This window comes from Microbacterium sp. B19(2022), assembly GCF_012030385.1.
Lineage (GTDB): Bacteria > Actinomycetota > Actinomycetes > Actinomycetales > Microbacteriaceae > Microbacterium > Microbacterium oxydans_B.
Window position 1 is genome coordinate 26032 of sequence record NZ_JAAUVO010000005.1, and the last position, 22866, is coordinate 48897.

21 protein-coding genes are annotated in these 22866 nt (G+C 67.8%); 11 read left to right on the forward strand and 10 right to left on the reverse strand.

What is annotated here, in order from left to right:
* Positions 1–11: 11 nt before the first annotated feature.
* Complete coding sequence (locus tag HCX50_RS05625; protein WP_167633286.1) at positions 12–848, reverse strand: leucine-rich repeat domain-containing protein; 837 nt, start codon at positions 846–848, stop codon at positions 12–14.
* A 156-nt stretch (positions 849–1004) separates the two neighbouring features.
* Here HCX50_RS05625 and HCX50_RS05630 point away from each other — a divergent pair, with 156 nt between their 5' ends.
* Together HCX50_RS05630 and HCX50_RS05635 are read left to right on the forward strand one after the other, a co-directional pair.
* Positions 1005–1691, forward strand: a complete 687-nt coding sequence (locus HCX50_RS05630; RefSeq protein ID WP_167633287.1) for a hypothetical protein — start codon at positions 1005–1007, stop codon at positions 1689–1691.
* Positions 1688–2266 (forward strand): hypothetical protein, encoded by a 579-nt coding sequence (locus HCX50_RS05635; protein ID WP_167633288.1) that lies wholly within the window; start codon positions 1688–1690, stop codon positions 2264–2266. The genes HCX50_RS05630 and HCX50_RS05635 overlap by 4 nt, the downstream gene beginning before the upstream one ends.
* Before the next feature lie 20 nt (positions 2267–2286).
* Here HCX50_RS05635 and HCX50_RS05640 read toward each other — a convergent pair whose 3' ends face one another.
* Both HCX50_RS05640 and HCX50_RS05645 read right to left on the reverse strand, forming a co-directional pair.
* Entirely contained in the window at positions 2287–2823 is a 537-nt protein-coding gene (locus tag HCX50_RS05640; RefSeq protein ID WP_167633289.1) for a hypothetical protein, read from the reverse strand.
* A 38-nt stretch (positions 2824–2861) separates the two neighbouring features.
* On the reverse strand, positions 2862–3824 hold the full coding sequence (locus tag HCX50_RS05645) for a zinc-binding dehydrogenase (protein ID WP_167633290.1): 963 nt from the start codon (positions 3822–3824) through the stop codon (positions 2862–2864).
* Between the two features lie 86 nt (positions 3825–3910).
* Between HCX50_RS05645 and HCX50_RS05650 the strand changes: the two genes are divergently transcribed.
* Complete coding sequence (locus HCX50_RS05650) at positions 3911–4540, forward strand: TetR/AcrR family transcriptional regulator (protein WP_237682366.1); 630 nt, start codon at positions 3911–3913, stop codon at positions 4538–4540.
* 383 nt (positions 4541–4923) lie between these two features.
* Here the strand turns inward: HCX50_RS05650 and solA are convergent, their stop codons facing one another.
* A complete protein-coding gene (solA, locus tag HCX50_RS05655) occupies positions 4924–6138 on the reverse strand; it encodes an N-methyl-L-tryptophan oxidase (protein WP_167633291.1) in 1215 nt (404 codons plus the stop codon).
* Entirely contained in the window at positions 6135–6701 is a 567-nt protein-coding gene (locus tag HCX50_RS05660; protein WP_091037475.1) for a TetR/AcrR family transcriptional regulator, read from the reverse strand. Before HCX50_RS05660 ends, solA begins: the two co-directional genes overlap by 4 nt.
* 94 nt (positions 6702–6795) lie before the next feature.
* Here HCX50_RS05660 and HCX50_RS05665 point away from each other — a divergent pair, with 94 nt between their 5' ends.
* Genes HCX50_RS05665 through HCX50_RS05675 form a run of 3 tightly spaced genes read left to right on the forward strand, consistent with a single transcriptional unit; the run spans position 6796 to position 10293 of the window.
* Positions 6796–8022, forward strand: coding sequence for a metal-dependent hydrolase family protein (locus tag HCX50_RS05665; protein ID WP_167633292.1), 1227 nt, complete (start codon positions 6796–6798; stop codon positions 8020–8022).
* 5 nt (positions 8023–8027) lie between these two features.
* Complete coding sequence (locus HCX50_RS05670; protein ID WP_205828850.1) at positions 8028–8921, forward strand: alpha/beta hydrolase; 894 nt, start codon at positions 8028–8030, stop codon at positions 8919–8921.
* On the forward strand, positions 8914–10293 hold the full coding sequence (locus HCX50_RS05675; protein WP_337748986.1) for an FAD-binding oxidoreductase: 1380 nt from the start codon (positions 8914–8916) through the stop codon (positions 10291–10293). Before HCX50_RS05670 ends, HCX50_RS05675 begins: the two co-directional genes overlap by 8 nt.
* A gap of 15 nt (positions 10294–10308) precedes the next feature.
* Here the strand turns inward: HCX50_RS05675 and HCX50_RS05680 are convergent, their stop codons facing one another.
* Positions 10309–10932 (reverse strand): bifunctional 4-hydroxy-2-oxoglutarate aldolase/2-dehydro-3-deoxy-phosphogluconate aldolase, encoded by a 624-nt coding sequence (locus HCX50_RS05680; protein ID WP_167633295.1) that lies wholly within the window; start codon positions 10930–10932, stop codon positions 10309–10311.
* Positions 10926–12071, reverse strand: coding sequence for a galactonate dehydratase (gene dgoD, locus HCX50_RS05685; RefSeq protein WP_167633296.1), 1146 nt, complete (start codon positions 12069–12071; stop codon positions 10926–10928). Before dgoD ends, HCX50_RS05680 begins: the two co-directional genes overlap by 7 nt.
* A 117-nt stretch (positions 12072–12188) precedes the next feature.
* Here dgoD and HCX50_RS05690 point away from each other — a divergent pair, with 117 nt between their 5' ends.
* The 5 genes from HCX50_RS05690 (at position 12189) to HCX50_RS05710 (ending at position 19435) form a co-directional block, all read left to right on the forward strand.
* Complete coding sequence (locus tag HCX50_RS05690; protein ID WP_167633297.1) at positions 12189–12950, forward strand: FadR/GntR family transcriptional regulator; 762 nt, start codon at positions 12189–12191, stop codon at positions 12948–12950.
* A 196-nt stretch (positions 12951–13146) separates the two neighbouring features.
* On the forward strand, positions 13147–14505 hold the full coding sequence (locus HCX50_RS05695; RefSeq protein ID WP_167633298.1) for an ABC transporter substrate-binding protein: 1359 nt from the start codon (positions 13147–13149) through the stop codon (positions 14503–14505).
* Between the two features lie 72 nt (positions 14506–14577).
* Positions 14578–15495: a carbohydrate ABC transporter permease gene (locus HCX50_RS05700; RefSeq protein WP_091037455.1), complete on the forward strand. Its 918-nt coding sequence runs from the start codon at positions 14578–14580 to the stop codon at positions 15493–15495.
* Positions 15492–16421, forward strand: coding sequence for a carbohydrate ABC transporter permease (locus tag HCX50_RS05705; RefSeq protein ID WP_167633299.1), 930 nt, complete (start codon positions 15492–15494; stop codon positions 16419–16421). Before HCX50_RS05700 ends, HCX50_RS05705 begins: the two co-directional genes overlap by 4 nt.
* Entirely contained in the window at positions 16418–19435 is a 3018-nt protein-coding gene (locus HCX50_RS05710) for a glycoside hydrolase family 2 TIM barrel-domain containing protein (protein WP_205828837.1), read from the forward strand. The genes HCX50_RS05705 and HCX50_RS05710 overlap by 4 nt, the downstream gene beginning before the upstream one ends.
* 3 nt (positions 19436–19438) lie before the next feature.
* On the opposite strand, the gene HCX50_RS05715 is transcribed toward HCX50_RS05710, so the two are convergent.
* The 3 genes from HCX50_RS05715 to HCX50_RS05725 all read right to left on the reverse strand — a co-directional run bounded on the left by HCX50_RS05715 (position 19439) and on the right by HCX50_RS05725 (position 22803).
* Complete coding sequence (locus tag HCX50_RS05715) at positions 19439–20101, reverse strand: bifunctional 4-hydroxy-2-oxoglutarate aldolase/2-dehydro-3-deoxy-phosphogluconate aldolase (RefSeq protein WP_237682367.1); 663 nt, start codon at positions 20099–20101, stop codon at positions 19439–19441.
* Positions 20091–21317 (reverse strand): D-mannonate dehydratase ManD, encoded by a 1227-nt coding sequence (gene manD / locus HCX50_RS05720; protein WP_091037452.1) that lies wholly within the window; start codon positions 21315–21317, stop codon positions 20091–20093. Before manD ends, HCX50_RS05715 begins: the two co-directional genes overlap by 11 nt.
* 94 nt (positions 21318–21411) lie before the next feature.
* Positions 21412–22803 carry an MFS transporter gene (locus tag HCX50_RS05725; protein ID WP_091037451.1) on the reverse strand — a complete coding sequence of 464 codons (1392 nt, stop codon included), beginning with the start codon at positions 22801–22803 and terminating at the stop codon, positions 21412–21414.
* Positions 22804–22866 lie beyond the last annotated feature (63 nt).

Below are 22866 nucleotides of genomic sequence, written 5' to 3' on the forward strand. Positions count from 1 at the left end.
CAGGCAGATGGTCACGTGGTCGCGCCCGTGTTGGCCCATTCCAGTGTCGACATCTTCGCCTCGATCGTCTCGAGGCCGACGTGACCGCATCCGACCAGGGTGAGCCGGCGCAGTCGAGGGAGGTCGTTGACGGCGGCGATGCCGACGATCTTCTTGCAGTACTGGATGTTCACGATCTCGAGTCGCTGGAGGGCAGCCAGCTCGGAGATGTCACCCAGGGCAGTGAGGTTCTTCAGCCGCAACGATTCCAACTGGGAGAGCACGCTGATCCCGGTGAGGCTCGTCAGCGTGCGTCCACCGATCAACCCGAGCCGGCGAAGCCCGACCGGTTCGACGAGGCGGAAGATCTCCTCGTCAGTGGGCACGTTCAACAGGTTCAATTCCTCCAGCGGGAGTTCGAGCGCCTGCCGCACATTGTTCAGAGATCTCTGCGGGTAGAGGGAGAGGGCCCGGAGCCGGGGAAAGTGTTCGTTCTTGAAGCGGAAGGGTTCGCCGACGTAGAGGGTCTTCAGGTTCGGCACCACCACATCCGGCCACACCAGCGTCCGATCGCCGATGTGCACCGAGAGGTCTTCCAGACTCTCGGGGAGATCGCCCTGCCGCAGTTCGGTGACGATGGTGGGGAGGACCCGCCCCGGGCCGATGCTGAGGGCTTTCAAGCTCGTCATCGCCGAGATGATCTCCGGGAGACGGTCAATCGGTCCGTCCAGCGGAGACCACAGGTGCACATCGGTGATGCGCGACAGCTGCTCGGCGTCGTAGGGCCGGTCATAGAAGACGAGGTCCCTGTCCGGCACGTCGAACTGGTCCTGGTGCGCACTGTGCAGCACCATGGTCCGCTTGCTCATGATGTCCTCGTCCATTGATCCGTGAGTCCGCGGGCTGTCGTCCCCGCCGCACAACTCAGATTAGCTGTGCGAGCTGTCGTCGCTTCTGCCGCGCCGGGCCGGTCCCGCTCGCACCGCACGCTTCGCGCGTGTCCTGGTCGTCGGGATAATGGAGGGGTGACGTTGACTCAGGAGGTCGTGACCTACGACGGTTTGCCGGCCTCGGCGGGAGGCGCGCATTCGCTTCGCACGAAGAATCCCCGCACTGCCTACGAGAGCGTGCAGGCTTTTCTCGACGCCGCCGTGGTGACCATCGGTGCGCCGGAGATGTCCTTCCAGCTCTGGGCCGGAGGGCCGCCCGACATCGCAGGCCGGTTCGAAGCGTTTGCGGCCGCGCACCTCGGTGGGCCGCAGAACCGGCAGCGTACACACACCCAGTGGCGGGTTCGCTCCGATGACGTCGATGCCACGCTCGACACCCTGAGCGGTGCGGGTTCGGGAGCCGTGACCACCCATGGGCACCCGCTGGCCTCGCTGGTCTGGAGCGCGCCGGTGGCTCTCGTCGACCCCGCGACAGGCGCGCCGTACGAAGGGATCGACGCCGACGCGTTCGGTGGGTTCGCGGTGGATGGTTACGGGCGTCTCCTCGGCGCGTCCGGGGTGCGTGCCACGTTCGGCACGACAGCCTCCTCCCTCTCGCTCTGGCTCGGGTTCCCCGCCGACGACCGGTTGCACGATGCTGCCGCCCACGTGCAGAAGCACCTGCCCTTCCGCCTGTCGGCGAAGCACTGGCGCCGGTGGCGTGCCACGAAAGATGGGCAGTCGTACCGGGCGACCAAGATCACGTCACCGCTGGTGTCATGAGCACACCGTCGAAGCTCCACCGGCTCTGCGTCTTCATGACACCCGCCGATGAAGAACAGTTCAGCGACGCGGTGCGAACCAGCCTTCCCGCGGTGCGGTTCGTCGACGCCACTCAACAACCCGAGACACTCACCCCGACGTTTCGCTCGTTACTGAGCGAGTGCGCAGGCCCTCACGTCACCCTCGTGGACACGAGCATCGTCTCCGAAAGCATCTTCCATCGTGACTATGTGGTGCCTCACCCGTCCGGTCAGGGGTGGGTGTACGCGATCGTCGGTGCCGGCCTCGCGAGCCTCGTGCGGTCACGTTCCGACGACGACAGCCTGCGGAACGGCGAGCTACGGGCATCCGTGCCGACAGGAGACACCCGCACCGCCGAGTACATCCGTGAACTGATGCGCGTGGTGCGCACCGGCGGGAGGGGCGTGTTCGCCGTCGATCCGATGACGAAGAGCGTGGCGCCTCGCGCGGAGAGGAACTTCGTCGCGTGGCCGGACGCCGCATCCCGTTTCGGGGCGAAGGATGCTCCGCTGCTCACCAATGGCCCGACGGCCTGGTTCACCGTCGAGCGCTGAGGAGCGGACCACGGGGGATCTCAGAGGCGGACGGCGGGCAGCGGTTCGATGTCGTGGCCTCGGACGCCGAATGATCCGCGCGCCCGCGCCTGGATCAGAGGCAACGCTTCGGAGAGGCTTCCGCCGAGCCGGTGGAGCGAATCGAGCGAGCGGGACTCCCAGACGACGAACTCCCCGTCCGGGGTGCGCGACGAAGTGTCCCACAGCAGCGCGTCACCGTTCTCGCTCCACCCGAACACTCGCAACGACACCGGCCGCGGCCAATCGGCATCGGGCTCGACCATCCACTCGAACTCCTCTTCCTCGCCCTCCCGATACACGGAACGGAACCGAGCGGTGAGATTCTCCCCACGCCCCTGAAGGCCGTCGGCGAAGCCGGGAAGAACGGGTGGGTAGATCAGCCAGAGGCCGAAGAGTCGAGCCCAGCCCGCACGCCGGATGAACGCACGATACGACTCGGGAAACCCTCCTCCGTCCGGGAAACGGTACGAATCGAGAAGCTCCAGATCGACATGTTCGAGAGTCGGACGACCGTTCACCGTCAACGTGTGAGGCATGGATCGACTCTACGAGAAGTGTCCTGGTGGTGACGGATTCAGGGCACGAGCACGATGCGCCCGAACACCTCACCGGCATCCATGAGCCGGTGCGCCTCGGCGGCGGCGCTCAGGGGGAGGGTGTCGTGAACCACGGAGGAGAGGATGCCGCGGACGGCGTCATCGAATATCTCGCCTCGTACTCGGATGAGCTCGGCGCGTGGCACGGTGTCGAGGCTGAGCGTTCCGAAGGTGATCGATCGGCGGAAGCCAGCCAGAAGCGCGGTGCCGAAGTCAGCGGGCGGGAATCCACCGACCACGCCCACGGCGATCAGGCGACCGTTGGGAGCGAGCCGCTCGATGAACCGGGGAAGATCGGGTCCGCCGACGATGTCGAGGATGACGTCGAACTCGGACGGGGCCTCTGGATCGCCCGCACCGGCGCGGTCGAGCACGTGCGTGGCGCCGAACGCCCGCAGCCGCTCCCCGCGCTCGCGAGACGACGTGGTGACGGCGATGGTCGCGGCGCCGGTGCGAGCGGCCAGCTCGACACCGGCCAAACCGATGCTCCCGGCGGCGCCCCGCACGAGCACGGATTCGCCCTCGACGAGGTGGGCGCGTTCGAGCGCGAAATGCGCGACCGGTGCCGCGCTACCGAAGGTCACCGCGTCGACGGACGAGAGCTCGGAAGGCAGTGCGACGATGTCGTCGGCGCGTGCGATCACGTACTCGGCATACCCGCCCGAGATTCCCGTGAACGCCCAGACGCGGCGACCGAGCCAGGCGGGGTCGACATCGGCGCCGGTCGCCGTCACGACCCCGGCTGCCTCGCTTCCCGGGATCATCCCCGAGTCGCGGGTCGCTTCAGCGATGCCGCCTCGGCGGATCACGACGTCGACCCCGCCGACGCCGATCGCCTCCGTTCGAACGAGGAGTTCGCCGACTCCCGGCGTCGGGAGGGGAAGGTCCGTCAACTCCATCCCGCTCGGGTCGCCGAAGCTCCGGATGATCACTGCGCGCATGGTGCACTCCGTTTCGTGGCGGGAGGGTCGAACCCGCCTTCGGAAACGTAACGGACGCCTGCGTCCACTTGACTAAAGTGAGACACATGTCCACGACTCTGCCTCAGGACCTGCGCTCCGACGCGAAAGAGAACCGTGATCGGGTGCTCGCCGCGGCTCGTGAGTTGTTCGCGACCGAGGGCCTCGACGTGACGATGCGAGAGATAGCCCGACATGCGGGTGTGGGGCCGGCCACCCTCTATCGGCGGTTCCCCACCAAGGCCGATCTCGTCCGCGCCGCTTTCGTGAACGAACTCGACGCCTGTCGCTCGATCGTGGTCGACGCCGTTGCCGACCCCGACCCGTGGCGCGGTTTCCGCGGCATCATCGAACGGGTATTGGTGCTCAACGCCCGGAATCAGGGCTTCACCGATGCGTTCCTCTCCGCCTACCCCGACGCCGTCGACTTCCGAGCACAGCGCGAGGCGGCGGTGCGGGGAATCGTCGCGGTCGCTCGTCGTGCCATCGATGCCGGCGCGCTGCGTGCCGACTTCGTCGTGGACGACTTCCTGATCGTCCTGCTGGCGGCGCGTGGACTCTCGAGCACGACGGAGGCGGAGCGCACCCGTGCCGCGCGCCGCTACGCGGCGCTCGTGATCGACGGGCTGCGCGCGTCCGATCGGCACGGGCCGCTACCCCCTTCGCCGCGACTCCTCCCGAGTGTCATCCCCGGGTAGGACGCGCCGTCGCCATCCAGGACGCGGCAGGAGACGTCGTCCCCACCCCGACACGCATCTGTGATTCGCAAGAGAATCCCGTGAGGGTGGCCCCGCCAGGTCTGGGGAACCCTCGGGACCACCGGCTGGCTCAGCTGGGGACTGTGCCGGCCCGTGACCGCTGTCACTTGCGATCCGGTACAACCTAACCTCGAACGCCCGGCTTGGACACCCCCTTATGGTTTCCTCTGCGCGGGGCTAGCGTGGCTCGCTGCAGTAGCCGCCGATGCCCGGGGAGGGAACGGGGCACTGCGCGGCTGGCGGCCCGGGGTGGTGTGGAAGGGATACCACGACGGGCCGCCGGTTTTGCTCGGGGTGTTCCGAGCGGGCTTCCGCGGGACGCGTCAGACCCCGCCCGGTCCCGCACCCACCGCCCCGTCGCCCGGTCCCAGCCGGAAGACGGGCACGAAGTCGGGGTCGACGATCGCCGGGCGCCGCAGGCTGAACGCGGAGATGTCGTGCTCCGTGCGGCCGACGGTCAGCAGCTCGGCGAGGATCCGCCCCATCAGGCTCGCGAACTTGCCCGCGTGGCCGGCGCCGTTGAACACCGCGACATGGGGATGGCCGGGGATGGTGGCGAGCACGAAGTCCCGGTCGGCGGGCATGTCGTACACGCAGGTCTTGCTCATCAGGAGCGGGCCGGCTGCGGCAGGCAGGTGCTCCCGGAGGAAGTCACGGAGCAGCAGCGGCTCCGTGTCGTCGGGCACGAACGTCCGCTCCGATGACGAGATGAAGTGGCCGCGCATGTCCCGCGCGATCTTGACCGCCGCTTCGCCGTAGACGGGGAACCCGTAGTGCACCTCGTCGGCGTGATGGATCCAGATGGGGAACCTGTCCGGAGTGAAGTCCGCGAGGTGCGATGACGAGAAGTACCCGACCTGCTCCTGACTCAGCGTGAGTTCGAAGGAGAGGCCGAGGTCAGGCATGAGGTCGCCGAGCCACGAACCGGCGGCGGCGACGAGGTGGCCGCCGTCGAACGATCCCTCCGACGTCGTGACCGTGACGCCTGCAGAGGTAATCTGCACGCCGGTCACGACCACCCCCGAGCGGAACTCGACTCCGGCGGCCCGGGCAAGCGACACATGAGCGGACACCGACCGGCGGATGTCGAGGATGCCGCCATCGGCCTGATGGATCCCGATCGTGTCGTCGCTCACGTTCCACTGCGGGTACTGCGTGCGGATGTCGTCGATCGTCAGCTCGTCGTAGGGGATCCCCGCGGCATCCATCGCCCGACGGTACCCGTCGATCTCCGCCGCGCCGGGGCTGCCCGCGGCCGCGAGGTCGATCCCGCCGGTCTTCGTGTAGACCTTCAGGCCCGACCGCTCCTCGACGTGGGCCCAGGCGGCGAACATCGCATCCGTGAGCCGGGTGTACTCCTCGCGATGGTAGGCGCGGCGGATGATCCGAGAATGGTCGCCGGAGGAGCCGAAGGCATGGCCGAGCTCGAACTGCTCCAGTACGAGAACGCGCTCTGCGCCGGCCTGCGCCAGCCAATAGGCGGCCGCGGATCCGATGGCTCCGGCACCGATGACGATGTGAGAGTAGCCCTGGGTCATGTCGTCGACTCCTTCGTGAACGATGCGATGAAACGGTCTGCGGCGGCATCCACCTCCGCCGAGGGGCTGAGTAGTCGCTGCAGCAGGAGCCCACGCATGCCGGCGACGGCGACGAGGCTCGACTGCGCGGCATCCGTCGCCGAGGATCCGTCGCGACGGGCAGCCGCTTCGAGGAGACGCGTCAGATCGTCGAGATCGGCCACGAACTCGTCGTAGGCGCCACGCTCATAGACGGCCAGGCCGATCAGATGGAAGAAGGCGCGGGTCCGCTCCTCCTGCGCTGCGCTCGAGTAGAAGTCCCAGATCGATCGGAACAGCTCGCTGAATCCGAGCCCCTCACTCGTCGCCGCGATCATGAGATTGTCGCGGCCGCGTGCTTCGGAGAGCACCGCGCTGAGCAGACCCGGCCGCGAACCGAAGTGGTAGGTCAGCAGCGTGTGGTGCACGCCGAGCCGCTCGGCCACCTGCCGCATCGACAGGTTCGGGCTGGGACCGTTCTCGCCGAACTCGTCGAACAGCGCCTGCAGGAGGCGCGCCCTTCCTTCGCCCACCGGTGCTCGCATGTTGCCTCCGTTGACTTCTTCACCACTGTTGAGTACGTTAGCGCACAACCAATTCACCACTGTTGAGGACGCAGTCGTTCTCGGAAGAGGCGTCATGACCGAGATCTGGTTCGCAGGCGGGATCATCGTCGACGGGTCCGGCGCCGAGCCTTCGCCTGCGGACGTCTGCGTGGAGGACGGCGTGATCACCCGGATCGGAGCGGCTCCGGCGAGCGCGACCACCGTCGACCTCGACGGCATGCTGGTGACGCCGGGCCTGATCGACGCCCATGTGCACTTCGGCCTCTCGAGCCCGATCCGCGCGCAGTTCGGCTTCCAGCTCTCGGCCGCCGAGATCGCCGCCGACATCTTCCACACCGCGAGCCGCACCCTCGATGCGGGCTTCACCACGGTGCGCGACACCGGAGGCATCGACGGGGGAGTGGTCGACGTCATCGCGAAGGGCAAGGTGCGCGGTCCGCGGGTGCTGTCGTGCGGCCCGGTGCAGTGCCAGACCGGCGGACATGGCTACTACGGGGCGGCGTGGGAGCCGACCGAGCTGTGGGAGACGCACCACATTCCCGGCCTCACGGCCCTGTCCCTCATGTCGGGTAACGCCGACGAGCTGCGGCGCAATGTGCGGGAGTCGTTCCGGCGCGGGGCGACCTTCCTGAAACTGTGCGTCACGGGCGGTGTCGTCGGCGGCCACGACCGCCTCGACGACACGCAGTTCACGACGGCGGAGATCGCGGTCGCCGTCGAGGAGGCCGCCGCGCGCGGCACCTACGTGACCGTGCATGCGCACAACAACGCCGGCATCCGTAATGCGGTGCAGGCGGGCGTGCGCTGCGTGGAGCACGGCACGGACATCGATGAGCCGACCGCGCAGCTCATGCGGGATAACGATGTGGCGCTCGTTCCCACCTTCGCGGTGGTCGATCAGATCATGGACCCTGGGAGCCTCGACGTGGACCCATCGACGCGCGACCGTCTGGCCGGTGCTCGTCGCCGCATGGCGAACGCGCTCGAGATCTCCCGCGCAGCGGGGGTGCGGATCGGCCTCGGCTCCGACCTCCTCGGACCCGAGCAATACCGCAGAGGCGAGGAGCTGCGACTGCGCGCCGAGCTGGAGTCGCCCATGCAGGCGCTCGTCTCGGCTACCCGCGTCAATGCCGACATCCTCGGCATCGGAGACACCGTCGGGACGCTCCGCGTGGGGATGGCGGCCGACATGGTCGCGTGGGAGCGGAACCCGCTCGACGATGCCCGCGTCTTCGCGGATCCGGACATGGCCGCCTTCGTCGTGAAGGCCGGCCGCATCATGAAGGGAGACACCCAGTGAGCGCGATGCTGAACAGCTGCTTGGCCGACACGGAGTACCTCGAGGTCACGGCACGGTCGGGACATCGCTACGCGGTCTGGGTGACGACGCCCCCGGGCTACGCGGAATCCGCCGAGTCCCTGCCCCTGATCTACGTGACGGACGGGAACTGGGCCGTCGGGCTCACCGCCCCGCTCATCGTCACCCAGGCGGACCCCTACCTCACGATCGCCCCCTACATCCAGGTCAGCGTCGGCTATGCCGGTGACGAGGCCGCGCAGTGGGCCCAGCTTCGCAACCGCGACCTCGTGCCGCCGGGAGAACCCGTGGGCGACGAGATGCGGAGGACACTCACGGCCGCCCGAGATTCCGGAGCGATGACCCCGGAGCACGTCGACGCCTACCTCGCCCAGCTGGCGGACACCCACGCCGACGTCTTCCTCGAATTCCTGACGGAGGAGCTCCACCCCCTCCTGCAGTCGAAGTTCCGTGTGAGCGAGACCGGTCATGGCCTCTTCGGCTACTCCTACGGAGGTCTCTTCGCCCTGTACGCCTGGTTGCAGGCGACGTCTCCGTTCGCGACGTTCGGCGCCGGCAGCCCGGGTGTCGCCGCCACGGACAGCCAGGTGTTCCCCCTGATCGCCGCGCTTTCGGACCACGATCCCGCGTCCTCCGCTCGGCGGCTGCACGTCACGCTGAACGAAGCCGAGCTGTTCGGAGAGATTCCCATCTACCGGGAGATCGGGCGCAACCTGCTCACCGTCCTGGAAGAACTGCATGCGAGGGGGCGCGCGGGGGACGTCTCGAGGGCCATGCTGCACGAGACCCACCTCACCGGGCTGCAGGCCTCGTTCCTGAGCTACCTCAAGACCTGCCACACGCGCTCGGGGTCCATCCACGGCGACGATGCCCGTGACTGAGTCCGCGCTCCTCGCCGACCTCGCCGCGGTGCTGCCCGCCGACCGTCTGACGACGGACCCGGATGTGCTCGAGAGCTACGCGCACGATGACGCCGAGTGGGCGGAGTGGTCGCTGCCGGCCTGTCTCGTGCGACCGCGCACCCCCGAGGAGGTGCAGGCGGTGGTCCGGGCATGCCTGCGCCATGACACCGCGGTCGTCGCCCGTGGGGCGGGCACCGGGCTCTCCGGCGGTGCCAACGCGCTCCCCGGCTGCGTCGTGATCTCCCTGGAGCGGATGAACGCCGTGCTCGAGGTGGACGAGCTCGAGCGCCTCGCCGTCGTGCAGCCCGGGGTGGTCAACGACGACCTCCGCGCCCGCGTCGCCGAGGACGGCCTCTGGTATCCGCCGGATCCGGCGAGCTCGCCCTGGTCGACCATCGGCGGCAACGTCGCGACGAACGCCGGCGGAGTCTGCTGCGTGAAGTACGGCGTCACCCGGGACTACGTGCTCGGGATGCAGGTCGTGACCGGGACGGGAGAGCTCGTCCGCCTGGGACGCCGCACCGCGAAGGGCGTCGCGGGATACGACCTGACCGGTCTTCTCGTCGGATCCGAGGGGACGCTCGGTATCGTCACCGAGGTCACGGTGCGACTGCGGCCGGCGCGCCCGCCCGAGCAGACGATCGCCGGGTTCTTCGACTCGCTCACCGACGCGGGCGAGGCGGTGCGCGAGGTCGCGGCTGCCGGGCTCACGCCGTCGGCGCTGGAGCTGATCGACCGGAACTGTCTGCGCGCGGTCGACGACTGGAAGAACATGGGGCTCTCGGCCGATGCCGCGGTCGTGCTGCTCGGGCGCGTGGACACCCCGGGTGCCGCGGGGGAGGAAGAGGCCGCCGCACTGTTGGCCGCCTTCGAGCGCGGCGGTGCCACGTGGGCCGACCGGAGCACGGACGAGGCCGAGGGGGAGGCGCTCTTCGCCGCCCGACGACTGGCCTATCCGGCCTTGGAACGCCTCGGTCCCGTCCTGACCGAAGACGTGTGCGTCCCGAAAGCCGCCGTTGCGGAGATGCTCGGACGCATCGAGGCCATCGGGCTCGCGAACGACGTGCTCATCGCCAACATCGCGCATGCGGGCGACGGCAACCTGCATCCGCTCCTCGTGGTCCCGACCGGTGACGACGAGGCGCGCGCTCGCGCGGAGAAGGCGTTCACGGAGATCATCGATGCCGCCCTCGCGCTCGGGGGCACGGTCACGGGCGAGCACGGCGTGGGTCTGCTCAAGCGGGAAGGACTCGTGTCAGAGCTCTCTCCTGCCGTCCTCGACATGCATCGAGCCATCAAGACCGCCCTCGACCCCGCCGGAATCCTCAACCCCGGCAAGGTCATCGGATGACCAGACGGCCGCGTCTTACGGCGCGGAAGCCAGAGCGCGGAAGGCCGCGGCACGGGACGAGATCGCGGTGAGGTCGACGGGTCCCGTGCCGGTGAGCGGTGAGCCGACGCCCACGGCCAGGGCGCCTCGGCGCAGGTATTCGTGTCCGCTCTCGACGTCGACACCACCGACCGGGATGATCGGCGCATCCGGCAACGGTGAGCGCAGCGCCGACAGGTAGGACGGTCCGCCGAACTCGGCGGGGAAGAGCTTGACCGCGGTGGCGCCGCGCTCGAGAGCGGCCAGAACCTCTGTCGGCGTCAGGGCACCCGCGAGCACGGGGATGCCCGCTGCGGCCGACACCTCGATCGACGCGGTGACCGCCGGGGTGACCATGAAGGATGCCCCGGCTGCGGTGGCAGCCGAGACATCGGTGGCGGTGAGCACGGTGCCGGCACCGATCTCGGCTCGCGGGTCTTCGGAGAGCTCGGCGATCGCATCGAGAGCGCCGGGTGTGGTCAGTGAGACCTCGAGCACGCGAAAGCCCGCGTCGATGAGCGTGCGCCCGATGGCGACGGCATCCTCGCTCGCGGTGCTGCGGATGATCGGCATGACCCGCTCCGCGCGGAGCAGCTGGACGAGTTCTGCGGAGCTCACCATTCCGCGAAGCTCCCATCCTCATGGCGCCAGATGGGACCGCGCCAGGCGTGCCCCCGCTTGTCGGCGTCGCGGACGGCGGTCTCATCGATGTCGATGCCGAGTCCCGGCTTGGTCAGCCGCTCGATGAATCCGGTCGAGAAGTCGAAGTCGGAGGTGTCGGCGACATAGTCGAGCACCTCGCCGTCCTCGTTGTAATGGATGCCGATGCTGTGCTCCTGGATGAAGAAGTTCGGCACGGCGAAGCCGATCTGCAAAGAGGCGGCCAGAGCGATCGGGCCCAGCGGGCAGTGCGGCGCGAGCTGCACGTCGTAGACCTCCGCGAGGCTCGCGATGCGGTGCGTCTCGGAGATGCCTCCGGCGTGCGACAGGTCGGGCTGGGCGATGGCGATTCCCGACTGCAGCACCGGCAGGAATTCCTGTCGGCTGTACAGCCGCTCGCCGGTCGCGATCGGGATAGACGTCATGTCGGCGATGCGCCCGATCAGATGACTGTTCTCCGGGATGACGGGCTCCTCGACGAACATCGGCCGCAGCGGCTCGAGCGCCGGCATCAGGCGCCGCGCGTCCGCCAGGCCGATGCGGCCGTGGAAGTCGACGCCCACGTCCCCGGTGTCACCGAGAACCTCGCGGGCGGCGGTGACGCGGGCGACGACACCGTCCAGGTCGCGCAGGGTCGACATCCGCTCCATCCGTCCGGAGGCGTTCATCTTGACGGCGGTGAGTCCCTGCTCGAGCCGCGCGGAGATCGCGTCGGCGACCTCGTTCGGCTCGTCCCCGCCGATCCACCCGTACACGCGGATGCGGTCGCGCACCGGCCCGCCGAGCAGCTGGTGGACGGGAAGCCCGGCGCTCTTACCGGCGATGTCCCACAGGGCCTGATCGAGCCCGGACACGGCGGAGGAGAGGATGGGGCCGCCCCGGTAGAACGATCCCTTCGTCATGACCTGCCAGTGGTCCTGAATGCGCAGCGGGTCCTGCCCGATGAGCAGCTCTGACAGCTGCTCGACAGCGGTGCGCACGGTCTCGGCACGCCCCTCGACGACCGGCTCGCCCCAGCCGACGATGCCCGTGTCGGTCTCTACGCGGACGAACAGCCATCGCGGCGGAATCAGGAATGTCTCGATGCGTGCGATCTGCACAGGGAACCCCATCGGTTTCGGCGGAACCGATCGACGGACACGTCGATCGGAAGTTTTCTTCTCAGATGCACTATAACGTATGCCTTTTGGCGACGTGGTGGCTGGTAACTTACAAGAATGACGCTGAAGCCTCAGGACACCCCGCTCGTTTCGCTGGCAGGCCTGCATTCTCGTGCTCTCGACGAGCTGGGTCTCGCGATCTGCGCGGGAGAGCTCGCCGCCGGGTCGAGCCTCACTCTCGAGGAGATCGAAGAGCGCTGCGGGATCTCCCGCTCGGTGGCGCGAGAGACGGTACGCGTGCTGGAGTCGATGCGCCTGGTCGTGTCCCGCCGCAGGATCGGCGTGGTCGTGCTGCCGGAGTCCGAATGGAACCTCTACGACCCGCAGGTCATCCGGTGGCGCCTCGACTCGCCGGATCGCGCGGAACAGCTGTCGGCGATGGTGGAGCTGCGTGCCGCCATCGAGCCGGAGGCCGCTCGGCTGGCGGCGACGCGAGCTACGGCGAAGGAGGTCAGTGCGCTGATCGCCCTGTCCGGCGAGCTGTGGGCCGCGGGTGAGCAGGGCGATGACGATCGGTTCCTGGAACTCGACGTGCAGTTCCATGCGCTCATTCTTCGCCTGTCGGGCAATGCGATGTTCTCCCGGCTCGACGGACTCATCGGGCAGGTGCTCGTCAGTCGCACTGAGCATGGCCTGGTGCCGGATCGACCGGCGGATGTCGCGCTGCAGCTGCATGTCGACGTCGCCGGCGCGATCCAGCGGCGCGACCCTGATGCCGCATACGGAATCATGCGCTCGATCCTCGTGGCCGCCCTCGACGAGATCGACATCCTGTCCGTCGCTGCCGAGCGCGGAAGTCTGCCGGAAGAATCCCGCTGATTCAAAAAGCATACGTTCTCTCGATTTGCTGTGATAACGTGCTCAGAGCGTCACCGTCGTCGTAGGTGCCGAGATCGACTGAGTCGTCTTTCCCGGTCGTCCTCGCCGAGTTGACGGTTGCGTTTGCCCCACCGCCGGATCCCCGGCCGCCGATCGGCGTGCCCGAGGAGACCGGCCCCCAACGAGGAGGACAGAAATGACCAGAGTGCAGCGTCGCCGCAGGGTCGTGGCGGGTGCCGTCGTCGCCGCGACAGCCGTCATGCTCAGCGCCTGTGGAACCCCCGCAGCCCCCGGCAGCAGTGGATCGGCGGAGACGGTCTCCCAGGCGGAGATCGACAAGGCGATGAGCACGCCGACCACGATCGACTTCTGGTCCTGGGTGCCCGACATCCAGAACCAGATCGACCTGTTCGAGGCCAAGTACCCGGAGATCACGGTCAAGCTGTCGAACCAGGGCGGTGCCACGGCGCAGTACCAGAAGCTGCGCGCCGCGGTGAAGTCCGGCGATGTGCCCGACGCGGTGCAGATCGAGTACTCGTTCCTGCCGTCGTTCACGATCACGGAAAGCCTCGAGAACCTCGCGCCCTACGGCGCCGGTGAGCTGTCGGACCAGTTCGTGGACAGCGCGTGGGCCATGGTCGGCACGGACGACGCCGTCTGGGGTCTGCCGCAGGACCTCGGCCCGACCGGTCAGCTGTACCGCACCGACATCTTCGAAGCCGCCGGCGTCGAAGCTCCCACCACCTGGGATGAGTACGCAGAGGCCGCCGCCGCCATCAAGGAGAAGACGGGCTCGTACATCTCCGACCTCCCCGGCAACAGCTTCTCGCCGATCCTCGCCCTGCTGTGGCAGGCCGGCGCTCGTCCGTTCGGGTACGACGGCGACAAGACGGTCACGATCGACCTGGACTCCGACGAGGTCACCGAGGTGATCGGCTACTGGAACGACCTGATCCAGGCCGACCTCGTCGACACCGCACCGCAGCTGGACGACAACTGGTACCAGAGCATCTCCAGCGGCAAGTATGCGAGCTGGCTCGCCGCCGCGTGGGGCCCCGTGTTCCTGCAGGGCACCGCCGCGGACACGAGTGGTCTGTGGCAGGCCACCGAGATGCCGCAGTGGGATGCGTCGGAGCCCGCCTCCGGCAACCAGGGCGGATCGGCCATCACGGTGACGGCCGACTCCGACGCCAAGATCGTCGCCGCCGAGTTCGTCAAGTTCCTGGCGACCGATGCCGAAGCGACTCAGACGCTCGCCACCGAGCAGTTCATCTTCCCGTCGCGGATCGAGACCCTCGACTCGCCGGAGGTGCGCGACCAGGAGATGGAGTTCTACGCCGGGCAGAAGGTGAACGGCGTGTTCGCCGACATCGCTCAGACCGTCGACAGCGACTGGCAGTGGCTGCCGTACAACGACTTCGCCAGCAGCAGCTTCAAGGAGACGCTGGGCGCCGCCATCACGGAGAAGAAAGACCTCTTCGCCGCTCTGGCGGACTGGAAGGACGAGCTCGTCAGCTACGGCGAGGCCCAGGGCTTCACCGTCGTCACCCCGTAGCACGTGTGGGGGCGGAGCCCATCGGGATCCGCCCCCGCAGAACCATCGCACCGAATCAGAAAGGCCCCGTCGATGAGCACCACGGCTCTCGGACGCAAGCGCTGGAGTGACAAGCGCCGCAAGAACACCGCGGCGTACCTCTTCATCGCCCCGTTCATGATCCTCTTCGCGACGATGTTGTTGCTGCCGCTGCTCTATGCGGGCTATCTGAGCCTGTTCAAGGTGCAGCTCGTCGGCGGCGATTCGTTCGTCTGGTTCGACAACTACGTCCGCGCGCTCGGCGACGAGAGATTCCTCGTCAGCGTGATGCGCATGTTCGTGTTCCTGCTCATCCAGGTGCCGATCATGCTGGGGCTTGCGTTGTTCTTCGCGCTGGCGCTGGACAGCGCGCGGGTGCGGGGCGGCAAGTTCGCCCGGCTCGCCATCTTCGTCCCGTACGCCGTCCCCGGTGTCGTGGCGACCCTCATGTGGGGCTACCTGTACGGCGACAACTTCGGGCCGATCGCACAGTTCATGCGGGCCATCGGGCTCGGCTCTCCCGAGCTGCTCTCCTCGGACAACATCCTCGGCTCGATCATCAACATCGTCACCTGGCAGTTCGTGGGCTACAACATGGTGATCATGTATTCGGCGATGCGCGCCATCCCGACCGAGCAGTACGAAGCGGCCCGCATCGACGGGGCCGGTCAGTTCCGGATCGCCTGGAGCATCAAGATCCCCGCGATCCGCAACTCGATCGTGCTGTGCACGATCTTCTCCGTCATCGGAGCGTTCCAGCTGTTCAGCGAACCGAAGCTGCTGTACGAAATCGCCCCGAATGCGATCGGCTCGTCGTTCTCGCCGAACCTCTACGCCTACAACCTGGCCTTCACGAACCAGGACATGAACTACGCGGCAGCGATCGCGTTCCTGCTCGGTTTCATCATCATGATCGTCTCGTACGTGTTCCAGCTCTCGGCTGCGCGTCGGGAGAAGGGAGCGCGCGCATGACCGCCACCGTCGAGACGCACGCCACTCGTGCCGTCGTCACGAGTTCCGCACCCCGCCGCCGCCCGAAGTCCCGCGTCCCGGGGGAGAAGCGCAGCAGCATCCTCACCATCGTCCTCTGGGTGTCGGCCGGCTACTTCCTGCTTCCGCTGTTCTGGCTCATCGTCGCCTCGACGAAGGACAACTCGTCGCTGTTCTCCAGCTTCGGCCTGTGGTTCGCGGGCGAGAACCACTTCATCGACAACCTCACCACCCTGTTCACGACCCGCGACGGCGTCTTCGTCCAGTGGATCGGCAACACGGTGCTCTATGCGCTCGTGGCCGGTGTCGGATCGGCTCTGCTGTCGGCCGCCGCCGGATATGCGTTCGCGAAGTACGACTTCCCTGGCAAGAAGTTCCTGTTCGCCGTCGTGCTCGGCGCGATCATGATCCCGACCACCGCGCTCGCCATCCCGACCTACCTGCTCTTCGCCGGAGCAGGGCTGACGAACACGATCTGGGCCATCATCCTGCCCTCGCTGGTGAGCCCGTTCGGCGTGTACCTCATGCGTGTCTACGCGGAGGAAGCGATCCCCGACACCCTTCTGGAGGCGGGCCGGCTGGACGGTGCGAGCGAGTTCCGGATCTTCTGGCAGGTCGCACTGCGGATCATGACGCCCGGCATCGTGACAGTGCTGCTGTTCGCGATCGTGCACACCTGGAACAACTACTTCCTCCCGCTGATCATGCTCACCGACCCGGACCTCTTCCCGCTCACTCTGGGTCTCGCGCAACTGCAAGCGGCCAGCGAGGCGGGCGGCGGAGCATCCGCACAGTTCTCGACCGTCATCACGGGCTCGCTCGTGTCGATCGTGCCGCTCGTGATCGTGTTCCTCTACCTGCAGAAGTACTGGACATCGGGCCTCACGACCGGAGGAGTCAAAGAGTGAACAACCTCAGCGCGATGAATGACCGGATCGCCTGTGATCTGGCCGCAGAAGACCGCGAGCGCGGGATCACCCATGCCCTCGTGTCGATGGACCGACCGCTCGAGTACTGGGAAGAACTGTCCCCGTCTCGGAACGTGCTGCCGCCGCGGGCGCACGCCCGGTCTGATGCCCCGGAGCTGAGCCTCGACGGCGTCTGGGACTTCCGGTTCTCGCCCGGCGGCGACGCGCCGGTCGACTTCCTCGGCGATGCCCTCGACGCGCAGACATCGGCTGAGGGATGGAGCACGCTGGCCGTTCCGGCACATTGGCAGTTGAACGGCTTCGGCTCCCCGATCTATACGAACCGCGTCTATCCGTTCCCGGTCGACCCGCCGTACGTGCCGCGCGAGAACCCCACCGGCGACTATCGCCGCACCTTCACCGTTCCTGCGGACTGGGACGTGGAGCGGGTGCTGTTGCGCTTCGACGGCATCGACTCGCTGGGAACGATCTGGCTCAACGGCGAACAGGTCGGCATCGCCGCCGGCAGCCGCCTGCGTAACGAGTTCGACGTGACGGCGCTCCTCCGACGCGGCGCGGAGAACGTCCTCGCCGTCCGGGTGCACCAGTGGTCCAGCGGCAGCTACCTCGAGGATCAGGACATGTGGTGGCTGTCCGGGATCTTCCGCAGCGTCACCCTGCTCGGACGCCCGGTGGGCGCGATCGAGGATCACTTCGTGCACGCCGACTACGAGGCGGCGACGGGCGAGGGACAGCTCCGCGTGGACGCCGTCGTGGCGGGCGGCGCTCCGGCGCGCGTGCGAGTGCCGGAGCTCGGCATCGACATCGCGGCCGGAGAGGTCGCTCGGATCCCGGTCGACCCCTGGTCGGCGGAGCTGCCGCGGCTGTATGCGGGCGAACTCGTGTCCGAGGGGGAGGCGATCGCGTTGCGTATCGGTTTCCGTCGCGTGGAGGTCGCAGATGGAGAGCTGCGCGTCAACGGGGTGCCGATCCTGCTGCGCGGCACGAACCGGCACGACTACGATCCCGACACCGGCCGCGTCATCTCCGAGGAGCGCATGCGCGCGGACATCGTCATGATGAAGCAGTTCAACGTGAACGCCGTGCGCACCAGCCACTACCCTCCGCAGGCGCGGTTCCTGGAGCTCTGCGATGAGCTCGGACTGTGGGTCATGGACGAATGCGACCTCGAGACCCACGGCTTCTTCCCGGTCGACTGGTTCCACAAGCTGCCGGGCAACCCCGCCGAGGACCCGCGCTGGGAGGCGACGCTGGTCGATCGGATGCAGCGGCTCGTCGAACGCGACAAGAACAGCCCGAGCGTCATCATGTGGTCGCTCGGTAACGAGTGCGGCACGGGGCAGAACCTCGGGGCGATGGCCCGATGGGCCAAGCTGCGCGATCCGTCACGGCTTCTGCACTACGAACGCGACTGGTCGTGCGAGTACGTCGACGTGTACAGCCGCATGTATTCGACGCACCGTGAGCTCAACCTGCTCGGACAGCGCCAAGAGGCGCCGTTCCCCGACGCGGACCTGGATGCCCGTCGCCGGAACATGCCGTTCCTCCTGTGCGAGTACGTGCACTCGATGGGCAACGGACCCGGCGGTCTCTTCGAATACCAGGAGATCTTCGAGCAGTATCCCCGGCTGGCAGGCGGTTTCACCTGGGAGTGGTTCGATCACGGCCTGCGTGCGCACCGAGCGGATGGTGAGGAGTACTTCGCCTACGGCGGCGACTTCGGTGAGGAGCGTCACGACGGCAACTTCATCGCCGACGGCATCGTCTTCCCCGACGGCACCCCCAGCCCGGCCCTGCACGAGTTGAAGAAGGTGTTCCAGCCGGTCGCGTTCTCGTTCGTGCGCGGGAAGACGGTCGTGCACAACAAGTACGACCACCGCGACCTGTCGCACCTCCGCTTCTCGTGGGAACTGCACCGTGACGGTGTGCGTGTCGACGGCGGTGACCTCGCCGTGGGGCACGTCGCTGCGGGCGAGTCCGGTGCTCTCGATGTGCCCGCGTTCGACGTTCCCGCTCGGTCTGACGGCACCGCGGAACTGGTGTTGACGGTGCGTGCCGTCCTGGCCGCGAGCACCGACTGGGCCGATGCGGGTCACGAGGTGGCGTGGGGTCAGTCCGTACTGGTCCCTGCAGCGGGTGCACCCGTCGAGTCGAGCGAGTCCCCTCGAAACGTGGGGGATCGTATCGCTCTCGGTGAGGCGCTGTTCGACCGTCGCAGCGGTGACCTGATCTCACTCGCCGGCATCGAGATCGAGGCGCCGGCGTTCGACACCTGGCGCGCGGTCATCGACAACGACCGGGATTTCTCCTGGGAGCCGCGCGAGTCCCGCTGGCGACAGATCGGGCTCGATCACCCGCGACACGTCGTTCACGCCGTGGAGGTCTCCGAAGAGGGGATCGCTGTGCGCGGACGCCTCGGCTTCGACGGCAGTGATCTCGGCTACGCCACGACGATGCGCTGGACGGCGGCGGAAGGAGCCGTCTCTCTGGCGGTCGAAGCCGAGCCCCTCGGCAACTGGGACATTCCGCTGCCGAGATTCGGCCTTCGTCTCGCTCTTCCCGCAGGCTTCGCCGATGTCGAGTGGTACGGACCGGGGCCCGGCGAGGCCTATTCCGACAGCAGGCAGGCGGCTCGGATCGGTCGCTGGCAGCGCAGCATCGACGAGATGCAGACGCCGTACATGATGCCGCAGGAGAACGGCAACCGCATCGATGCACGCTGGCTGTGCTTGAGCGACGGAGAGCGCCTGCTGCGCATCGACGCGCATCCGCACGTGGACTTCACCGTGAGGCGGTGGCGCTCCGAAGATCTGGATGCCGCCCAGCATCCGTACGATCTGCAGCCTTCCGACCGGGTGTGGCTGAATCTCGACGCGGGACAGGGCGGCCTGGGGTCGGGGTCGTGCGGGCCGGGGGTGCTCCCGGCGCAGGCGATGCTGCCGGCGACGTTCCGATATGCGGTGACGTTCAGACCCGGCGCCGCGTCTGCGTAGTGCCTAGGGGCGTGCGCAGACCTCGACGAACGCCGTCGCCCGATCACGCAGCGCGCTCAGATCGCCGCCCGAGAAGGCGTCGCCGAGCAGTGGACCGCCCACGCTGACGGCCGCCGCGCCGGCCTGCAGCCACGCCGAAGCGCCCGCGAGGTCGACGCCGCCCGAGGGGACCGCGACCAGATCGGGGAAGGGGCCGCGCAGGTCCTTGAGGTAGCCGGGACCGACCTGCCCCGCGGGGAAGATCTTCACGGCCGAGGCCCCGGCCGACCACGATGCGAACAGCTCGGTCGGGGTGAGTCCTCCGGGCACGATCGGCACACCGGCGTCCGTCGCCTGGGTGACGAAGTCGCTCGAGGTGATCGGGGTCACGAGGTACGTCGCGCCCACGTCGATCGCCCGTGCGAGGTCGACGGAGTTCGTCACGGTGCCGATGCCGAGGTCGATCGCCTCCCCGAACCGCGCGAGCAGCTGCGGGAAGTGCTCGAACGTGCCCGGTGTGGTCAGGGTCAGCTCCACACTGCGGATGCCGGCGTCGACGAGCACGTCGAGCACGGCGTCGTAGTCCACGGCACGCTTCGCCCGAGCCACGACGATCAGTCGCGAGTCGACGGTTCGCGGCGGCAGCGCGACCCGTCGCACCTCACCGGTCATGGCCTCACCAGTCATGGACGGTCCCGTCGAGCAGACGGTTCACCGGCAGGTACGCCTTGGTGTACTCGTGACCGGCTGCGGCATCCTCGTCGAGGTCGACACCGAGTCCGGGCTTGTCGCCGGGGTGCAGGAAGCCCTTGTCGAAGGTGAAGGAGGTCTGGAACACCTCGAGCGTCTGCTCGTTGTGGGGCATGTACTCCTGGATGCCGAAGTTGTGGATCGCGAGGTCGAGGTGCAGGGCCGCGGCCATGCCGACGGGGGAGATGTCGGTGGGGCCGTGGATGCCGGACTTGATGCCGTAGATCGCGGCGAAGTCGAGCAGCTTCTTCATGGCCGTGATGCCACCGGTGTGGGTGACCGCCGAGCGCACGTAGTCGATCAGGCGCTCGGTGATGAGCGTCTGGTAGTCGAAGACCGAGTTGAAGACCTCGCCGATCGCGAGTGGAGTGGTCGAGTGCTGACGCACGAGGCGCAGCGCCGTCTGGTCCTCACCCGGGGTGCAGTCCTCGAGCCAGAAGAGGTCGTAGGGCTCGATGTCCTTCGCGAAGCGCGCGGCCTCGATCGGCGACATCCGGTGGTGCCCGTCGTGCAGGATACGCAGGTCGGTGCCGAAGTCCTCGCGGATCTGCGAGAAGATCCCGGGCATGTGGTTGAGGTAGTTGCGCGTGTCCCACGTCTCCTCGCTCGGGCGGTCACCCGAGCGCTTGGCGGGCTCGTAGTCGTAGCGCACGCCCGGTCCGGTCGATGAGACACCGTAGATCTGGCCGAGGCCGGGCACGCCGGTCTGCACGCGCACGGCGGTGTAGCCGAGCTCCTCGTAGCCGGTGATCGCGTTCTTGAGGGCGGCGTAGTCGGTGCCGGAGGCGTGCGCGTAGACACGGACGCCCTCGCGGCTGGCACCGCCGAGCAGCTGGTAGAGCGGCATCCCGGCCTTCTTGGCCTTGATGTCCCAGAGCGCCATGTCGACGGCGGCGATCGCCGCCATGGTCACGGGTCCGCGGCGCCAGTACGGGCCGCGGTAGAGGTACTGCCAGGTGTCTTCGATCCTGTCCTCATCGCGGCCGACGAGCATCGACGCGACGTGGTCGGAGAGGTAGGAGGCGACGGCGAGCTCGCGCCCATTGAGGGTCGCGTCGCCGAGCCCGGTGATGCCGTCGGAGGTCGTGATCTTGAGCGTGACGAAGTTGCGTCCGGGGCTGGTGATGTTGACGTCGACGATCTCGATGGTCATGTCGTTCTCCTGGTGGTGCGGTGCGAGGTGCGGGTCGAGGTGCGGGGTGCGGGCGTTCGGGCGCCCGCACCCCTGGTCGTGATCAGCCGTGAGGTCAGATCGCGTCGCGCGGATCCGTGAGGTCGCGACCGGCGACCTCGGGCATCCAGATCGAGGCGATGAGCGCGCTCAGCGTGAAGATGAACAGCATGATGATGATCGGGATGAACGAGCCGGTGACGGCCGACACCCACGCCGCGGCGATGACGGGGCCCGCGCCGGTCGCGACGATGGCGGCGATCTCGCGCGCCATGGCCGTGAACGTGTAGCGGTTGCGCGATCCGAAGAGCTCCGGGAGCGTGAGGTTCTCGAGTGACGCGAAGCTCATCACCGCGAGGTTGTGCAGCACGACGTATCCGACGAAGACCTGTGCGGTGTCCTTGCTGCTGATCATGAGCATCGTCGGGACGATGATGATCAGCGCGATGATCGACCAGACCATGTACATGCGCTTGCGGCCGAAGCGGTCACCGAGCCAGCCCGAGAGCGGCACGGTGATGAAGGCGACGAGCGACGAGACGATCACCGCGTTGACGCCGATCGAGCGGTCGAGCAGCAGCACGACGGTGATGTAGCTGAGCAGGTACGTCTGGATCATGCCGGAGTTGCCGGCCTGGCCGAAGCGCAGCAGGAGAGCGATCGAGAACGCCTTCCAGGGCTTGCGCTGCATCGCCTCGAGGGTGCGGATGTCGTTGGTCTCGGTGGCGAGCTGGATCGCCTCGTCGCGGGAGAGGGCCTTGCCGTCGACGACGTCATCGCGCTCCTCGAAGACCGGGGTCTCCTTGAGGTTGAAGCGCACCCAGATCGCGAAGAGCATGATGACCGCGCTCGCGATGAACGGGATGCGCCAGGCCCAGGCGATGACCTCGTCCTCGCTGTAGGCGACGAGGAGGATGGCCCAGATGCCCGAGGCGAGCAGCGTGCCGCAGTTCGTGCCGAGGGCGACGAGCGAGGCGATGATGCCGCGGCGCTTGGCCGGTGCGTACTCGGCGAGCATGACACCGGCACCCGAGATCTCGGCTCCGGCACCGAAGCCCTGCGCGATGCGGAGCAGCACGAGGAGGATCGGTGCGAGCACGCCCACCTGCGAGTACGTCGGCAGGAAGCCGATGAGGGTGGTGGCGAGACCCATCAGGAGGATCGTGTAGAACAGCACCTTCGTGCGGCCGGTCTTGTCCCCGAGGCGTGCGAAGAAGAACGCGCCGACCGGGCGGGCGACGTAGCCGACGCCGTACGTGGCCATCGCGGCGACGACGGCGACCGCCGGGTTCTCGGAGGAGAAGAACAGATCGGCGAAGACGAGTGCGGCTGCCAGCGAGTACAGCTGGTAGTCCATGAACTCGAGGGCGGTGCCGAGCCATCCGGAGATGGCGGCGCGCACGAGGTCGCGTACAGACCTCTTCGCGGCGGGATCGGCGGCCGCGGCCGTCGTCTGCGGTTCGGACATGGGAGGTACTCCTTCGGACCAGGAACAGGGTGGGTGTATCGGTGCGGCGAGCCGCCGGGTGGG

Excerpts from the sequence above, each read along its gene's own strand:
- HCX50_RS05695 (WP_167633298.1), top strand. The coding sequence starts at position 13,147 with ATGACCAGAGTGCAGCGTCGCCGCAGGGTCGTGGCGGGTGCCGTCGTC.
- HCX50_RS05625 (WP_167633286.1), bottom strand. The coding sequence starts at position 848 with ATGAGCAAGCGGACCATGGTGCTGCACAGTGCGCACCAGGACCAGTTC.
- HCX50_RS05660 (WP_091037475.1), bottom strand. The coding sequence starts at position 6,701 with ATGCGAGCACCGGTGGGCGAAGGAAGGGCGCGCCTCCTGCAGGCGCTG.
- HCX50_RS05680 (WP_167633295.1), bottom strand. The coding sequence starts at position 10,932 with ATGGTGAGCTCCGCAGAACTCGTCCAGCTGCTCCGCGCGGAGCGGGTC.
- HCX50_RS05705 (WP_167633299.1), top strand. The coding sequence starts at position 15,492 with ATGACCGCCACCGTCGAGACGCACGCCACTCGTGCCGTCGTCACGAGT.
- HCX50_RS05725 (WP_091037451.1), bottom strand. The coding sequence starts at position 22,803 with ATGTCCGAACCGCAGACGACGGCCGCGGCCGCCGATCCCGCCGCGAAG.
- HCX50_RS05650 (WP_237682366.1), top strand. The coding sequence starts at position 3,911 with ATGTCCACGACTCTGCCTCAGGACCTGCGCTCCGACGCGAAAGAGAAC.
- manD (WP_091037452.1), bottom strand. The coding sequence starts at position 21,317 with ATGACCATCGAGATCGTCGACGTCAACATCACCAGCCCCGGACGCAAC.
- HCX50_RS05715 (WP_237682367.1), bottom strand. The coding sequence starts at position 20,101 with ATGACTGGTGAGGCCATGACCGGTGAGGTGCGACGGGTCGCGCTGCCG.
- HCX50_RS05690 (WP_167633297.1), top strand. The coding sequence starts at position 12,189 with ATGACGCTGAAGCCTCAGGACACCCCGCTCGTTTCGCTGGCAGGCCTG.
- HCX50_RS05640 (WP_167633289.1), bottom strand. The coding sequence starts at position 2,823 with ATGCCTCACACGTTGACGGTGAACGGTCGTCCGACTCTCGAACATGTC.
- HCX50_RS05645 (WP_167633290.1), bottom strand. The coding sequence starts at position 3,824 with ATGCGCGCAGTGATCATCCGGAGCTTCGGCGACCCGAGCGGGATGGAG.
- HCX50_RS05670 (WP_205828850.1), top strand. The coding sequence starts at position 8,028 with ATGCTGAACAGCTGCTTGGCCGACACGGAGTACCTCGAGGTCACGGCA.
- HCX50_RS05700 (WP_091037455.1), top strand. The coding sequence starts at position 14,578 with ATGAGCACCACGGCTCTCGGACGCAAGCGCTGGAGTGACAAGCGCCGC.
- solA (WP_167633291.1), bottom strand. The coding sequence starts at position 6,138 with ATGACCCAGGGCTACTCTCACATCGTCATCGGTGCCGGAGCCATCGGA.
- HCX50_RS05635 (WP_167633288.1), top strand. The coding sequence starts at position 1,688 with ATGAGCACACCGTCGAAGCTCCACCGGCTCTGCGTCTTCATGACACCC.
- HCX50_RS05665 (WP_167633292.1), top strand. The coding sequence starts at position 6,796 with ATGACCGAGATCTGGTTCGCAGGCGGGATCATCGTCGACGGGTCCGGC.